Origin of the sequence: Luteolibacter sp., assembly GCF_039920825.1 — a bacterium.
Classification (GTDB): Bacteria; Verrucomicrobiota; Verrucomicrobiia; order Verrucomicrobiales; family Akkermansiaceae; genus Luteolibacter.
This window is the reverse complement of sequence record NZ_JBDSCX010000024.1, coordinates 30,376-45,882: the sequence shown is the minus strand read 5'-3', so window position 1 is coordinate 45,882 and position 15,507 is coordinate 30,376. Positions and strand designations below refer to the sequence as shown.

The 15,507-nt window shown below is 59.8% G+C and carries 9 protein-coding genes; 5 read left to right on the top strand and 4 right to left on the bottom strand.

From position 1 onward, the window contains the following. Window positions 1-6: 6 nt before the first annotated feature. The 3 genes from ABIQ96_RS06185 to ABIQ96_RS06175 all read right to left on the bottom strand — a co-directional run bounded on the left by ABIQ96_RS06185 (window position 7) and on the right by ABIQ96_RS06175 (window position 1,694). On the bottom strand, window positions 7-486 hold the full coding sequence (locus tag ABIQ96_RS06185) for a metal-dependent hydrolase (protein WP_348213691.1): 480 nt from the start codon (window positions 484-486) through the stop codon (window positions 7-9). Between the two features lie 46 nt (window positions 487-532). Further along, window positions 533-1,204 carry a DUF1080 domain-containing protein gene (locus tag ABIQ96_RS06180; RefSeq protein ID WP_348213690.1) on the bottom strand — a complete coding sequence of 224 codons (672 nt, stop codon included), beginning with the start codon at window positions 1,202-1,204 and terminating at the stop codon, window positions 533-535. A 79-nt stretch (window positions 1,205-1,283) separates the two neighbouring features. Then, entirely contained in the window at window positions 1,284-1,694 is a 411-nt protein-coding gene (locus tag ABIQ96_RS06175; protein WP_348213689.1) for an HIT domain-containing protein, read from the bottom strand. Window positions 1,695-2,070: 376 nt separating this feature from the next. Here ABIQ96_RS06175 and ABIQ96_RS06170 point away from each other — a divergent pair, with 376 nt between their 5' ends. From ABIQ96_RS06170 to ABIQ96_RS06160, 3 genes are all read left to right on the top strand, one after another. Then, complete coding sequence (locus ABIQ96_RS06170; protein WP_348213688.1) at window positions 2,071-6,297, top strand: lamin tail domain-containing protein; 4,227 nt, start codon at window positions 2,071-2,073, stop codon at window positions 6,295-6,297. Window positions 6,298-6,355: 58 nt separating this feature from the next. Continuing rightward, a complete protein-coding gene (locus ABIQ96_RS06165; RefSeq protein WP_348213687.1) occupies window positions 6,356-10,246 on the top strand; it encodes a HEAT repeat domain-containing protein in 3,891 nt (1,296 codons plus the stop codon). Window positions 10,247-10,342: 96 nt separating this feature from the next. After that, window positions 10,343-11,659, top strand: coding sequence for a hypothetical protein (locus tag ABIQ96_RS06160; RefSeq protein ID WP_348213686.1), 1,317 nt, complete (start codon window positions 10,343-10,345; stop codon window positions 11,657-11,659). Window positions 11,660-11,663: 4 nt separating this feature from the next. On the opposite strand, the gene ABIQ96_RS06155 is transcribed toward ABIQ96_RS06160, so the two are convergent. Beyond that, window positions 11,664-11,999 carry a hypothetical protein gene (locus ABIQ96_RS06155; RefSeq protein WP_348213685.1) on the bottom strand — a complete coding sequence of 112 codons (336 nt, stop codon included), beginning with the start codon at window positions 11,997-11,999 and terminating at the stop codon, window positions 11,664-11,666. Window positions 12,000-12,078: 79 nt separating this feature from the next. Here ABIQ96_RS06155 and ABIQ96_RS06150 point away from each other — a divergent pair, with 79 nt between their 5' ends. Further along, a complete protein-coding gene (locus ABIQ96_RS06150) occupies window positions 12,079-14,046 on the top strand; it encodes a hypothetical protein (protein ID WP_348213684.1) in 1,968 nt (655 codons plus the stop codon). A gap of 136 nt (window positions 14,047-14,182) precedes the next feature. Continuing rightward, window positions 14,183-15,460 carry a hypothetical protein gene (locus tag ABIQ96_RS06145; protein ID WP_348213683.1) on the top strand — a complete coding sequence of 426 codons (1,278 nt, stop codon included), beginning with the start codon at window positions 14,183-14,185 and terminating at the stop codon, window positions 15,458-15,460. Window positions 15,461-15,507: the final 47 nt, after the last annotated feature.

The following is a 15,507-nucleotide window of genomic DNA, read 5'->3' as shown; positions in this document are numbered from 1 at the left end:
ACATTTTCACACGGCTTGTTTTTTCGCGAAACGGGGAAACACCCGATAGATGGCCCAGACGAGAAGGATGAATCCGGCGTCGTACCAGATCCAATCCTCGGAAGGAATATAATAGCGCCCCACCACATCGTCGCGCCATGGGTAGAGCCACGCAATTCCGCCGGAGATGGCATCCGCCGCGAGGTGCAGCGCGTAGGCGATCCAGCAGGCGATCGCCACCGGGATGCGGGAGCCCTTTTTGCAGGTGTATCTCGTGAGGGGCACGAGGAAGGCGATCGCGATCGCCGCCCAGACCGTGTGGGACCAACTGCTTTGGCGGGATTCCAATGACAGGTGCGGAGAAAGGATGTCAGGGAGAAACCCGAAGGTCCCGATGGCAACGAGGTTCCAACCGGAAAACATCCGCGGGCGACCGGCGGCCATTGAGATCCTATCAGCGAGCAGGCAGCCGCAGACCGGCAGCAGGCTGTGGGTTCCGATCATCATGTTTCCATGGATGCCCTATCCGATCGCGTGATGCACGCTCAAACTTTCAATCACCCGGCTTGGTCATCTCCACCTTGCGGAACTCAACTTCGGTGCCTTCCGCCTGAAGCGCGATTTTGCCGGAGCTGGCGGTGCAGTTCGTCCCGTGGTTCACGAGGACGCCGTTCACATGGACGATGATTTCCGCGCCCTTGCACTGGATGGTCATGGTGTTCCATTCGCCGAGGGGTTTCTCGGAGTCGTCGGTGAGGTTCTTGATGTTGCGTGCGTCATCGGGACCGCCGCCGAATTTCTGGCCGTCCTTTTTCGGCCGGCGTTTCTCCATGTCCGGGACCTCGATGTTTTCCTGGATGCACCAGAAGTCGCCGGCGTTGTCATGAAGCATCTGGACTTCGATGGACTGCGGAAACATGTCGTAGAGGGCGCGCGGCTTGGACGCATGGACCAGGACCCCGCAATTTCCTCCGTCCTTGGGGAAGCGGTATTCGACGGTGAGGGTGTAGTCCGAGTAGGTTCTGTTAGAAACAAGATGGCCTTCCGGTTTGCCCATGCTGACGAGCATTCCGTCGCGGACGATGAAGCTGGGAGAAATGGCGGGGTCCTTGTCGGCCTGCGGGACATCGGGGGTCCAACCGGCGAGGTCCTTGCCGTTGAAGAGGGAAACGGGACCTGCGGCGGCGAGGGTGATGGTGGCGAACAGGCAGAGGATGGATTTCATGGAGGTGGGAAATTACGCGGTGGATCGAGGGACTATTGCGGCGGGATGAAGAACATGGACGAGACGTCCATTCCCCCTATCAGTCCAGGCCGAGGTGGGCGCGGGCGGCGGCGAGGATGTTTTCGCTTTCTTCCTCGGTGTAGGGTTGTTTCCCGTCGAAGGCCCAGACGGTGCCGGGCCACGCGGGATCACCGGTCGAGCGGCCGATGATCTGGATGTGCATTTGCCGGACTTGGTTGCCGATGCAGCCGATGTTGAGTTTTTCGGGCTGGAAATGACTGGCGATGAATTCGCAGACCTTCCGCTGGGCGAGCATCACCTCGACGTATTGCCCGGGCTCAAGCTGGTGGAGATCCTCGATGCCCTCGACTTCGGGGATCAGGATGAACCAGGGAAACAGCGCGTTGTTTTTCAAAAGCAGCCGGCAGCCGCCGATTTGTCCGATTTCAAACCCGCCGGAGGCAAGGCGCGGGTGGATTTCAAATGCCATGGGGAGATCAAGGCAGATGGATCGCGGGTTGTCACTCCTTGAGCCACGCGCCGTTGGGGGCTAACAGCATATCGAATGCGTTTTCCGACGCCTCGTCTCAAAAGCAGGCATGAAGATTCCCAAGCATCAACAACACCGCGATCCATCCGACTTCCTGCGGGTCCGCGTGGATTCCACCAACTGATCCAAAGAAACGTTCCCTGTGTCATCGGTGGAAATCGAGTCCCGCCTCCCCAATAAAGGGGCGGGACTTCTCCCCGTTCCGATTCCTAGAATGAGAAGGCCAGTCCACGCTCGCTTCTCCCCTTGACGGCGGGCACTGAAACGATTTGCTCAGTCGTCTGAAACCCACCCGCGGACGCCCGCCTTTCCCTACATGAAACCCATTTGTCACACGCTTCCGGCGGTGCTTTTGTTCGCCTGTCTGCTGCCGGTTTCGGCGGTGCCGGTCATTTCCGCGATCAGCCCCACGCCGGGTAGCCAGGTCGCCGGGCTGACATCGTTGCAAATCACCTTCAGCGAGCAGGTCGGCGGCGTGGACACCTCCGATTTATTCATCAACGGCGCAGTCCCCCAAACGGTCGGCGGCACCGGCGCGGGTCCCTACACCTTCACGTTCAACCAACCACCACCCGGCACGGTGGGCGTGGAATTCGCGGGCGACACCGGCATCGCCGGTATTTCCGGATCAGGACCGTTCGTTTCTCCATCGTCTTGGAGCTACACGCTGGTGGATACTCTTGCGCCGACGACACCGTCGCAGTTTCCGTTTCCGGGTTCGACTGCCGGCACTCTAACACAGGCGGAGGTGGCATTCAGCGAGCCCGTCACCGGCGTGGATGCCGCCGATTTCAAGGTCAACGGAGTGGCGGCGACCTCGGTGACCGGCTTTGGCTCCGGGCCCTACACGTTCACATTTTCCCAACCGGCGGCCGGTGCAGTCAATTTCACTTGGGCAGCAGGCCACGGCATTGCGGACCTCGCGGGAAATCCATTCGGCGGTGCCGGCTGGAGCGTTACCCGCAGCGCGTCCGGCGCGGGGAATCTGATCATCAACGAGTTCACCGCCATCAATTCCTCGACCTATCTGGACGCCGAAGGTGACAACGAATCGTGGGTGGAAATTCAAAACACGGGTGCCTCCACCGTCAATCTCGGCGGCTGGGCGCTGACTGACAACCCTGATGCGCCGGGTAAATGGATCTTCCCTAACCGCACGCTGGCGGCCGGTGCCTATCTGGTCGTGTTCACGTCCGGAAAAGACCGACGGCCGGTTTCGGGCGAGTTGCACACGAATTTCAAACTCGGCGTCAACGGCGGCGATCTCGCGCTCGTGAGTCCCGACCGCCCCGTCATGTTCGCGACAAATTTCGCCGGATACCCGGCGCAACGGTCGGGCTTCAGCTACGGCCTGTCCGGTGGCGTCGGCCGCTATTTCACCCCGCCGACACCCGGAGCTGTTAATTCCGCAACCACTCTAACGGCGGTGGCGACAACTCCGACCTTCACCAGCGCCCGCGGATTTTACGATGCGCCCTTCCAGCTCATGCTCGGCACGGCGACCGTCGGCGGGTCCGTACGCTACACCACCGACGGCAGTGAACCGACGGCCACCACGGGCACGGCTTACAGCGGGCCGATCACCATCAGCGCGACCACGGTGTTGCGTGCCGCCACATTCGCGGCGGGATTCGTGCCCAGCGCCACGGTCACGCATACCTATATTTTCCAGAATCAGGTGATCAACCAGTCCAACACGCCGGCCGGATTCCCGACGACCTGGGGCACCAGCAGCGGATTCACTAACAACATCGTACCAGCGGACTACGGCATGGACCTCGATCCACTGCGCGTGACCCCCACTAACTCCGCCACGGCCCAGGATCCGGTGAAAGTCCAGCGCTACAATGACGGACTGCGCGAACTTCCATCGCTTTGCATCGCCACTCCTAACAAAAGCATGTTCGAGTCGACCGGCATGTATCACTCCAGCCACGTGACGGACAAGAATTTCGCCGCTCTTCCCTGCTCGGTGGAAATGATCCTGCCCGACGGCACGACCGCGTTCGCGACCACATCCGGGCTGGGCATGCATGGCAATGCGAGCCGCGAGCCGGTGAAAAATCCGAAGCACGGATTCAAGATGAAGTTCAAGCCCGAGTTCGGCCCGGGAAGCCTGGATTACCAACTCTTCCCGGAATCCGCTGTGAAATCCTATGATGACATCGTCATTCGCGCGGAGTTCGGCACGAGCTGGCGGCACTGGTCGGATGTTAACGGAAATGCCAACGGCTCCTTTCAACGCAGCCGCTCGACCAGCATTCGCGACCAGTGGATGAAGGACACGATGTTGGAAATGGGAGGGGTCGCGGGCCACAGCCGGCTCACCCACCTTTACATCAACGGATTGTATTTCGGCATCTACGATCTCACGGAAGATCCGTCCTCGGCATTCGGCGAGAATTTTCTGGGAGGCCAAAAGACGGACTACGACGTTTACGATCAGGGCGTGCTCGCGGAAGGCACGTCAACGGTTTATACGGCGATGACATCGCTGCCGAACGCGACGTTGAATTCAACTTACGAGCAGTTCAAAGGCTATCTCGACATGCCGGCGTTCATCGACTACACGTTGCTGCATTTCTACGTCGGCCACCAGGACTGGGGCCTGAACAAGAACTGGTCCGCCATCCGCCAGCGGTCGGGCGGGACATTCACCACGGAAGGCAAATTCCGCTACATCCCGTGGGATCTCGAATGCATCCTGCTCAACACCGACATCAACCGCGTCCCTAACGGAGGAACCGGAAGCAGCACCGACGTCCCCAGCGGCCTGCACACCAAGCTGGATAACAACCCCCAATACCTCCTCGACTTCGCCGACCGCGTCCATCGCAACATGATCGCTCCGGGCGGGGCTCTAACGATCGCGAAAAACACCTCCCGCTGGCTGAAATGGCAGGCGATCGCCGACAAGCCCATCGTCGCGGAAAGCTGTCGCTGGGGCGACTACCGGCGCGACGTGCATCCGTATGCCGAGGGCACCTACGCGCTCTACACCCGCGAGTCGCAATGGCTGGCCGAAAACACCCGCGTCACCGACACTTATTTCCCGACGCGCCCCGCCATCGTCATGGGACAACTCAGTACGGCCGGTCTCTATCCGACCCTCAACGCGCCGGAAATCCGCAATGCCGGTGTCGCCGTGGGAACGTCGCTGGTGTCGCCGGGCTATCAGATCACTATGGCACTCCCCGTGGCGGGCAGCGGAACGACCAGCGCCGGAATCATTTATTACACCACCGACGGCACCGACCCACGCATCATCTACAGCGGCGCGGTGAGTTCCGGCGCTTTGCCCTACACAACAACTCTAACCATATCGTCCGCCACCACGGTGAAAGCCCGTGCCCTGAACGGCACGACCTGGAGCGCGCTCAACGAAGCCACGTTTTCCACGGACAACTCGCCACCATTAGTTAGAATCACCGAACTGATGTATAACCCTCCCGGCGGTGACAACCACGAGTATCTGGAAATTTTCAATGCCGGTCCGCGGACCGTCGATCTGAACGGCTGGTATTTTGCCGGTGTCTACTACGTCTTCCCGCCCGGTTCGTCGATCGCGCCGGGCAGCCACATGATCATCGCGGGTAACGGCAGCCCGTCCGGTTGGAGGACTAAATACACAGGCGCGACACCGGCGGCTTACTACAGCGGCACCCTTTCGAACGGCGGGGAAACCATTTCCCTACTGGACGCCGCGGGCAACGTGATTTCCTCGGTCAACTACAAGGACAAGTCGCCGTGGCCGGTCAGCGCTGATGGCGGTGGCTATTCATTGGAAATCGTCGATCCGCTCGCCGATGCGAACAACGGAACCAACTGGCAGCCGAGCGCGGCATTGGGTGGAAGTCCGGGCACGGCCAATTCCGCACCCGTCGCTCCGGTCATCACGACCCAGCCACTCGATCAGATCGTTCTCCAAGGAACTCCCGCGTCATTTGTCGCGGCGGCCAGCGGCAGCGGTCTCGGCTACCTATGGAAATTCGGTCAAACGGAAATCCCCGGAGCAAACTCACCCACTTTTACAATTCCGAGTGTGCTTCCTGGTAACGACGGAGTTTATCGCTGCGTCGTCTCGAATGCCGGCGGCTCGGCCACCACGAACTTTGCCGCGCTCGTCGTCAAGCAGACGTATTCACAATGGATCGCGGACACCGCACTTATCGGCCCCGACACGACCGCAAACGGGGATCCGGACCACGACGGCATCGTCAATATCGTCGAGTTTTACCACCACCTCGACCCGACCGTGCCGGATACCGGATCAGGGCGCGCCGCCATTTTCAACCTGGATAGCAATCCCCTGCCCGGCAACTCCACGGTCCGGTTCGCCTGGCGCGAGAATCTCCGCGCGAGCCTTGGCTCCATGGTCTTTGAGAAAAACTCCAACCTCAATAATCCTTGGTCCGCAACGACCCCATCCCTGCTGGAAACGATTTCCACCGATCCTGTCACCGGTGACAAACGGCTGCGTGCCACGTTTCCGATCGCGCCGGAAGAGATTCGCAATTTCTTCCGCATGAAGCTGAGCCATTGACCTCGTATCCCTTGATTCCGTGATAGATCCGCCCGTCCGAACAGGTAGGATGGGGCCGATGAAATCAGGTTTCTTGTGCGCCTCCGGGCTGTTCCTCACTGCCGTATCCGCCTCTGCTGCCACCCGTGTGCTCCAGGCCTTCGAAGGCGATGGCTTCGGAGATTGGAAAGTCGAAGGCGATGCATTCGGTCTGGCGCCGGTCCCCGGAAATTTCGATGGCTTGACCGCGAACCTGACCGGCTATTCCAACGACTCGCTGGCCTGTTCAGCCCATGGCGGAGACCCCGCGACCGGCTCGCTGACTTCGCCGGATTTCAAGATCACGGAAAATTTCATCGGCTTCCTCATCGCAGGCGGAAATCACCCCGGCAAGACGGGCGTGCGGTTGATCGTGGATGGAAAAACCGCGATGGAGGCGACTGGCGCAAATTCGCTGCAATGCAAACCCGTCATCTGGGATGTCTCCGCACTGAATGGGAAAACCGCGAACCTGCAACTCTTCGACACGGTGACCGGATCATGGGGCGTGGTCGCCGCCGACCATTTTATCCTAACTGATTCAAACAAGCCCACCTTCCCTTCGACCACCAGCGGCGGACTGCCCGATCTGATTTCCAGCGACACGATTCCCGGCCTCACAATCCCCGAAGGCACCAAGGCGACGGTCGTCGCGGATTTCAAAAACCAGCAACTCACCTCCCCCACCGCGCTGACCTTTGGACCTAACGGCGAAATCTACGTTGCCGAGACGCACCGTTTCCGCCATGGCGTGCCTGATAACCGCGACCACCTCTATTGGTATCTCGACGACATTTCCTCCCGCACCACCGCCGACCGCCTCAAGATGTATGAGAAGTGGCAGAACAAGGAGGCGAACACCTCCATGAAGTTCCTAACGGAAGAAGAGGATCTTGTCCGCGTCCTTTCCGATCCGGATGCGAACGGCGTGTTTCAAAAGCACGGAGTGTTCGCCGGGAAATTCAATGACGCTCTGGACGGTCCCGCAGCCGGGGTTTTCGCTTACGAAGGCACGGTGTTCCTCGCCTGCATTCCGAAAATCTACGCGCTCCGCGACAAGGATGGAAACGGCGAAGCAGAGGTTCGCGATGTGATCGAGGACGGCTTCGGCATCCACGTGTCATTTTCCGGTCACGATCTCAACGGCTTCGCGCTCAGCCCTGACGGCCGGATCTACGGCACGCTTGGCGACCGCGGCATGAACATCGTGACCAAGGAGGGCAAACACTATGAATTGCCGGATGAAGGCTGCGTGTTCCGTTTCGATCCCGACGGTTCGAATTTCGAAGTCGTCCACTCTGGCCTGCGCAATCCGAAGGAAATCGCGTTCGATGAATTCGGCAACGGCATTTCGGTGGATAACAACTGCGACCAGGGAGACAAGTCGCGTGTCGTCTATGTTGTCGATGGCGGCGACTCCGGCTGGAACATGGGCCATCAAGGCCTTCTGGTTCACCACAACCAAATGGGCATGGAGGAACGCCCGCCCGCCCGCTGGCTGGCCGAGCGCATCTGGGAGATGCCCAATCCCTCGCAACCCGCCTACATTCTGCCACCGGTCGGCCACATCACGTCCGGTCCTTCCGGCCTCACTTATCACCCCGGCACCGGATTCCTCGAAGCCGAAGCGGGGCGCTTCCTCGTTTGCGATTACAAGGGAGGCGCGGCCAACTCAGGGATCTGGTCTTTCAAGGTCGAGCCATCCGGTGCCGGCATGAAAATGGTTGCTCCCCGCAAACTTAACTGGGGCGCGGCCGTCACCGACGTTGAATACTCGTGGGATGGAAAGCTAACAGTCACCGACTTCATTGGCGGTTGGGCATCGCATGACGACGGCCGCGTTTACTCGGTCGCCGCGGACAAGCCATTCCGCGCCGAAGAATCCGCCGGAGTTCCAGCATTGATCAAAGAAGGATTTGAAAAACGCACCGCCAACGAGCTTGCCGGCCTGCTGTTCCACCCGGATATGCGCATCCGTGTCCGTGCGGAACTCGCCCTTTCCCGCAAACCGGAAGGCCTCCCACTGTTCACCAAGGCCGCCACGCAAACCAAGAACCGCCTGACCCGTCTCCACGGAATCTGGGGCCTCGGAATCATCGCCCGCCGCGGAGCCGCCGTGCTTCCGGGCGACGCTAACAGCAAAGCAGGCGATCCCGTCCTTCGTGAAATAGCCCGCAGGGCACTATTTCCGTTTCTCGCCGACAGCGACATCGAAGTTCGTGCCCAGACCATCAAGGCACTCGGCGAATCCGGCCTGAAAGCCGATGGCATTCCGTTTGAAAAACTCATCGCCGACAGCTCGCCACGCGTCCAGCTCTTCGCCGCGATCGCCGCTGGACGGATGAAATCCACCAGCTCGGTTCCCGCCATCCTCGCGATGTTGGACAAATCCCCCGATCTCTATCTGCGCCATGCCGGATCGTTCGCGCTGTCATTGCTGGAAACACCTGCGCAACTCGCCGCATTGAAAACCAATGCCAGCGCCAGGGACCGGATGGCCGCCGTCATCGCGCTCCGCCGCTCGAAATCTCCCGAGCTCGCCGGATTTCTAACCGACTCCGACCCCGCCATCGTCGATGAAACCATCCGCTCGATCAACGACCAGAATATCGTCGAAGTCCGCCCCCAGGTTGGAGCCATGCTGGATCAGGCCGTTAACAGCCAACATACCACCATGATCTGGCGGCGGATGCTGCACAGCGCCTTCCGCGCCGGTGACGAGGTGAACGCCCGCCGCATCCTCAAGGTCGCCCTCGATCCAAAAACTCCGGAAGACTCCCGCAAGGAGGCATTCCGCCTGCTCGGCGAGTGGACCACGCCGCACCCGGTCGATCAATCCACCGGCCGGATGGCCCCGCTACCCGCTCGTAATCCAGAACTGATCCGCAAGGTGTTAGGAGGTAGCATCACCCCGCTCGTGCAAACCGATGGAAAATTCCTCGAAGCCGCGCTGTCACTGATCCAGAAGAATAAGCTCGATCTCTCCACCGTTCCTGACGACGCCCTCCGCTCGCTCGTGCTCAATGAGAAGGTTCCGGGCCTGGCCCGGGTCGAAGCGCTGAATCTCTACTCGACGCGCAAACCGGCAGGCTTTGACGCACTGCTCGCCACACTCGCCACCGGCAAGGATGACGACCTCGCCATCGGCGCGCTCGCCAGTCTCGTGAAATCCTCTCCGGATGCCGCGCTCGAAGGATTGGCGAAATCCACCGCCAGCGGCAGCGCCCATCGCAAGCAGGAAGCATGGAAACTCGCCGGCGGAATCACCTCGCCCGCGGCTGCGAAACTTTTCGTCACCGGACTAACGGATTTACAAAAACAAAACGGAGTTTCCCCCGCCGCGCTCGAACTGCTCGAGGCCGCAGGAAAACGGAACGAGTCCGAGGTCAAAACCGCACTCGCCGCATTCACCGCCGCACAGGCCGCATCCACCGATCCGCTGGCTCTCTATCTGCCATCACTCGAGGGTGGCGATGCGGAAAAGGGCGGCCAGGTTTTCGAATCCCATCCCGCCGGCCAATGCATGCGCTGCCACGCCAGCGGTCACGGCGGCGGAGATGCCGGGCCGAATCTATCAGGCGTCGGGCTTCGCGGGGACCGGAAGTATTTCCTCGAATCACTGATCAATCCCGGAGCCAAGGTCGCCATGGGATACGGCATCGCCAGCGTCACCCTCAAAGGCGGGAAATCCGTTGCGGGCATCCTCATCGCCGACACTCCCGACCACGTTGATTTCGACAGCAGCGGCAAGGTCCTTCGCGTTTCCCGGTCCGACATCGACACGATGACCGTACCGATGTCCGCCATGCCGCCGATGTCGGCCATGCTCTCTGCCGGGGAAATGCGCGACGTCATCGCCTGGCTTTCCGAACAGAAAAAAGACAATCGGGAAGAGAAAAAACGTCCGGCTCCGGAGAAGGTTGTCCCTTGATTTCCATCGGTCGCTTTCGGGTGATTTGAAAAACTTCTAAGAAAAAAGGTTCTCGGGAGTCCTTACATGGACAGCCGACCCCGACCTTTTTTCCCGATGAATCCGACACAAGACCCACGAGACTTCGCGACTGAAATCCAAATTCCGCGGAAGCGTTCGTTCTGGCAGAAACTCGGCGGCGGCTCGTTGTCGATTTCCCTGTTTCTCCATGTGATCCTGCTGGCCGTCGGCGTCATTTGGGTATTCCAGATCATCCCGGAGGAGCAGGATAAAGTGATCCCTTTCATGCCGAAGTCCGGTGGAGGTCCTCCGGCCTCCGAGTCCCAGGTAAAGAAACAAAACGCCCGGATGATGCAGGCGAATTTGTCGCGTCTGGTAGCCAACGGCACAGTCAGTCCCATCGTCCTTCCCGAAATTGAGAACTCCTCCCAAATGACCTCAATGGGCTCAATCAGCCCCGAGGGAATTTCCGGCCGTCTCGAAGGAACTCGCGGCGGAGAAGGAAACGACCACGGCCCGGGAGTCGGTAACGGCATGGCTCCGGGAATGAGCAATGGCACCGGATCGAAAAATCCCTTCGGAGCGCTTGACATGACCCCCGATGCACTGGTCGGCACCTTCTACGATCTCAAGCAAACCAGCAACCGCGAGCAGACCAACATGACCGACGACGAGATGCGGGTGGAAGTCCGCGACATCGTGAGACGCGGATTCAAGGAGAAGACCTTTGAGAAATATTTCAAGGCTCCGTCCAAACTCTATCAGACAAAATTCCAGATCCCGATCATGAGCGCCGATGGAGCGCCCGCCGCCTTCGATGTGGAAAAGGAAGTGCAGCCGAAGCGCTGGGTCGTCGTCTATCGGGGATCGGTGAAGGCGCCTCATTCGGGCAAATTCCGTTTTGTCGGAGCCGCGGACGACCTGTTGGTGGTGAATTTCAACAACCGCCCGGTATTCGATTACGGATACACGCTCGCCAGCACCGGCACCCACCTTTTCAACCGTGGCAGAGACATGGATGGCACCACCGAGAACAGGGAGCTCGCCAAGGAAGTCCGCAGGCTGAGCCCGATGAGGATTCCCATCACGTTCTACAAATACGCACAGACCCCCAAATACAACGAGAACATCGGTGGCATGGCGGTTGGTCCGGAGTTCGAAGCGAGAGAAGGCCAGACGTATCCGATAGAAATTCTCATCGGCGAGATTCCCGGTGGTTACTTCTCCGTTTCACTGCTGATCGAGGAAATCGGAGTACACTATCAGAAGGACCCCGGCGGCGCGCCCATTCTGCCGCTGTTCCGCCTTGATCAATCTCTGCCGAATCCCGAGATGAAAGGTGAGGCACCGCCTTTCGACCCGAGCGGCCCTATCTGGAAATCGATGGGCAGCGCTGTAAAGCAGGATATCTAACATGTTATTCCTCCGGCTTGCCGAGGGCGAGCAGGATGATCGACGGCACCGGAATCGGCTTTTCCACCAGCAAGTCCTGCAGGAGATTCCGCAACCAAGGCCGTGACGCGGTGATGCTTTCAACGACGATCGCATGCTCGCCTGATTTTCCGATGATCCGATAGCGCTCGATCTGAATCGTGACGAGCAGCTCCTCCCCCTCCAACAGGAGTTCCGCTGAAATGGTTTTCTCGCGGCTGCGGATTCGGAGATCGGTGAGTTTCCCATAGCGATCCATCCGTGAGGCGAGCAGCGATTTCGCGGCGGTGGAGGTGAGGCTGTCTTTGATGCCACTGAACATGAGCTGAAATTAGGCGGTTCCGGCGAGGTTTCAACAGGGATTCATTGCCAGAGACCTTCCGCAGTTGGTAGAAGCAGTCATGAGCGAATCCCCCGCCTCCCCGCAGATGCCCGCTTGGACGGAGCCGCTCATCAAGGCGCTGGAACTGACCCATCACCAAAGCGCGGAAGAGGTGCTCCAGCGCGCCGAGCTCGCGGCGAACCGGCTCGCACCCGACACGCGGCGGATTTGGAAATGGATCCTGGCGATGGAAGGATTCGCGGTGCTCGCACCGATCGCCTGGCTATTGGTGGTACGGCTCGGCCTGCCGATTTCCTACGCGGCCTATTCGGTGATCGTCTGCACGGTCCTGGTGGTGGGCATCTGCTGGTGGCTGCGGTGGCGGGGAATGCAGCAAACCTGGGCACGGGCTCGGATGATGGCTGAAATCGCCCGCTCCGCGATGTCCACGACGGGCCTCGCCGGCGATGTCACGGTCGATGCTCTGGGTGGCGCACCGGCATTGCAACCGATCGCAAAATGGATTCTCGGCGATCATCCGCTTCCGGAAATTTCTCCCGACGAGGCGAAGGCGCGGTATCTCACCACCCGCATCAATGATCAGCTGAATTATTATCGGAGGAAACACGATGAAGCGATCCGCGACCGCAGACGGCTGAGCGGTTATGTCACGCTTTCTCTCGACGGGGCCTTGTTCCTCGCCGTAGCGGGCGTCGCACTTTCACTGAGCCACACCGCGGAGCGATGGCTGCGTCTGTCGGGTTCCGATTACATTCTCGGCGTCGTCGGATCCTCGCTGCCGCTGGTGGCGATCCTGATGCAATTGTTGGGATCTTACCTCGAACTCAACCGCCGGGCCGGACGCTACGCCCAACAAGCCGAGTTTCTGGATTCGGTCAAAAAAAGGTTCGAAGATCCGATGACTGCGGACCAACTCCGGACCGCGATGCAGGAAGTCGAGCGGGTTCTGTTGAGCGAGGTGGTCGAGTGGTTCTATCAGGCACAACATTCGGAGCCCTATTACCGGTCGAAGAACAACGCGCTCGAAGCATCGGAAATCCGCGACGTGCTCGCGGCGGGTCCGCGGTCGTGGAAACAGAAACTCATGGTGTGGTTCGGAATCAGCGCGGGATTCATCGGCCGGGTGGTGTTCGGCCGCGTGCTGGTGGTGGCGCTTTCCGTGGTGGTCACCACGGCCTTCATCGCGTTCTGCATTCCCAAGGATTCGGCGGAACTGAGCAAGCTGCGGCTCGAAGACGGGCGCCTGCTTTCATCGCCCGGAGCGGACGGCTGGCAACCCGTTCCCGAACAAGCGGAGAAGGGATTCATCCTGATCGCCCACGGCCTTCACGATGGAGTCGATACCTCGGGCAAACTTGGCACCAAGCCTCACTGGATGACCCGGATGGAGGACACCCTGCGGCAACACCTTGGACCTAACACACCCGACATCTGTCTCGTGGACTGGCATCTGGCAGCCATCCCGGCGGTTTTCTCGGGATTCGGATTTGAACCCGACCGTGCCAGCGCCGGTCAGGACCATCTGATCCCTAGCAGGCCTCAGGCGTGGTTGCAGGATGTGGCGGCGATTCGCCCACAGGCAGAGGAAATCGGCGAACTGGTGGGCTTCAAGCTCGCCAGAGCGTTGCGCGCCGGAATTCTGAAACAAGACCAACCGATGCATCTGATAGGCCACAGCGCCGGAGGCTTCGTCGTCCTCCAAGCCGCGCTGGTCCTCAGACAACTCGGCCTCGCTCCCAAGGACCTCCGCATCACCATGCTCGACACCCCGATGCCGGTGATGCTGGAACAACTCAAGCTCCTGAGTGACGACGTGCCGGTCGATTTCTACTGCACCTCCGCCTTCACCACCGGCATTCCTGAATCCGGCTTCGGCCGCTATTTCACCAAGTTCAATATCACACCACCCGCAGGGACCGATCCCTACACCGGCGCCCACTCCTTCGCCCACCAGTGGTATATCGACTCGATCACCGCAGGTTCAAAAATCGGATTCGGACTCTCGCCGTTCTCGGTGAAACGTTGACTTTGCCCGGACTATCCTCCTGATCCAACCGCTTTCCATTTTCCCACGCGCGTTTCTGTTTTGCAGCCATCCGCTCTTCTTGATATAGAACCACGATTGGTCCGCTTCTTGCAGATTGTATCCCCTCCCCTTCCCCATGCCTGATCCCCTCAATAAACTCAAAAGGCATCTGGCGGACCACGTCACGGACGACGCTCGCGAGTATGACTTCGATGTTGACGACAAACCCGAAGCCGAAGTCATTGCCCCTTTCATCACGCTGAAGATGGCGTTGGGCGAACTGGACCGGAAGATCAACCAGAAATGGGCGGACGCCGATCAGGAAGCGATCCGCCGGCAGCGCTTTCACCGCCGCAGTGCCACGGTCGCAATCGTATTCGGACTGGCCGCGGTATTTCTGGTGTTGATCCAACTCGGCCTCCAGCTAACAGACGAGTCGCTCGTTTCAGTCGCCAAAATTTTGGAAATGATTGCCGTGATCGTCGCCACCATCGCCGCGGTGCTCGGGATCGGCATCAAATCCGACACCAAGTGGTTCATTCAGCGCCATATCGCCGAGCGCCTGCGGGCGTTGCGGTTCCGGGCGCTCGGCCATCCCGACCTCTGGTGTTCCAAGCCCGGCGATTGGGGACAGTGGATCGACGGCGAAGTGAAAGCCATCGTCAACACCCGGACCATCAAGGAGGTGAAGGCCTGGGCCGGCACCCTTCACGCGGCACCGGAAGACACGCCCCCCACGACCTGCGTGCCGGATGCCGACAACATCAAGGCATTGGAATACTACTATCTGTACAAACGGGTGATCTATCAGGCCAATTATTTCGGCGAGAAGTGCGGGCCTTCCGCAGACCACGCCAAACATCAATCGGCACTCAGCCAGTTCATGCACCGCCATCACGGATTCGCCCTTTTCCTGACTTCGGTTATCATGGTGGCCATCCACATTTTCGCCGAACACAGGGCCCCGCATGAATCGCCTCCGGTTAGGCACACCGAAGTCGCCTCCCATGAACCGCCGGCCCCGAAAATATTAGATTTCCGTGAAGCGGAAAAAAACCTGCTCACCACCTTGCCCAAGGCGGATTCATCGTCTCCGGCAGAAGCGATTTCATCTTCTCCACCAACGCACAAATCCGGATGGGAAATCCTCGCGGTGTGGTCGCTTGTGCTTGCCGGAATGATTCCGCTTTTGAGCTTCGGTATCAAAGTTTGGAAATCCGCCTTCGAACCTGCCCGCAGTTTGGCGCTGTGCGTCGCCAAGGAGTCATCGCTCCGGCGTGAAGCCATCATCCTGGACACTCAGGACATCAACTTCCCACAACTCCTCGAAAACATTGCCGACATCGAACACTTCTTCGCCCACGAGCACGCCGAATGGCTCCGCCTCATGCTGGAAACCGACTGGATGCCGTGAGGCGGCCCGCGGGCCAAACCTTGCAAAAGGAGTGGAAGCCACCCACG

Bases quoted from the DNA above. Each gene is read 5' to 3' on its own strand.
- ABIQ96_RS06185 (WP_348213691.1), bottom strand. From the start codon at position 486: ATGATGATCGGAACCCACAGCCTGCTGCCGGTCTGCGGCTGCCTGCTC.
- ABIQ96_RS06180 (WP_348213690.1), bottom strand. From the start codon at position 1,204: ATGAAATCCATCCTCTGCCTGTTCGCCACCATCACCCTCGCCGCCGCA.
- ABIQ96_RS06175 (WP_348213689.1), bottom strand. From the start codon at position 1,694: ATGGCATTTGAAATCCACCCGCGCCTTGCCTCCGGCGGGTTTGAAATC.
- ABIQ96_RS06170 (WP_348213688.1), top strand. From the start codon at position 2,071: ATGAAACCCATTTGTCACACGCTTCCGGCGGTGCTTTTGTTCGCCTGT.
- ABIQ96_RS06165 (WP_348213687.1), top strand. From the start codon at position 6,356: ATGAAATCAGGTTTCTTGTGCGCCTCCGGGCTGTTCCTCACTGCCGTA.
- ABIQ96_RS06160 (WP_348213686.1), top strand. From the start codon at position 10,343: ATGAATCCGACACAAGACCCACGAGACTTCGCGACTGAAATCCAAATT.
- ABIQ96_RS06155 (WP_348213685.1), bottom strand. From the start codon at position 11,999: ATGTTCAGTGGCATCAAAGACAGCCTCACCTCCACCGCCGCGAAATCG.
- ABIQ96_RS06150 (WP_348213684.1), top strand. From the start codon at position 12,079: ATGAGCGAATCCCCCGCCTCCCCGCAGATGCCCGCTTGGACGGAGCCG.
- ABIQ96_RS06145 (WP_348213683.1), top strand. From the start codon at position 14,183: ATGCCTGATCCCCTCAATAAACTCAAAAGGCATCTGGCGGACCACGTC.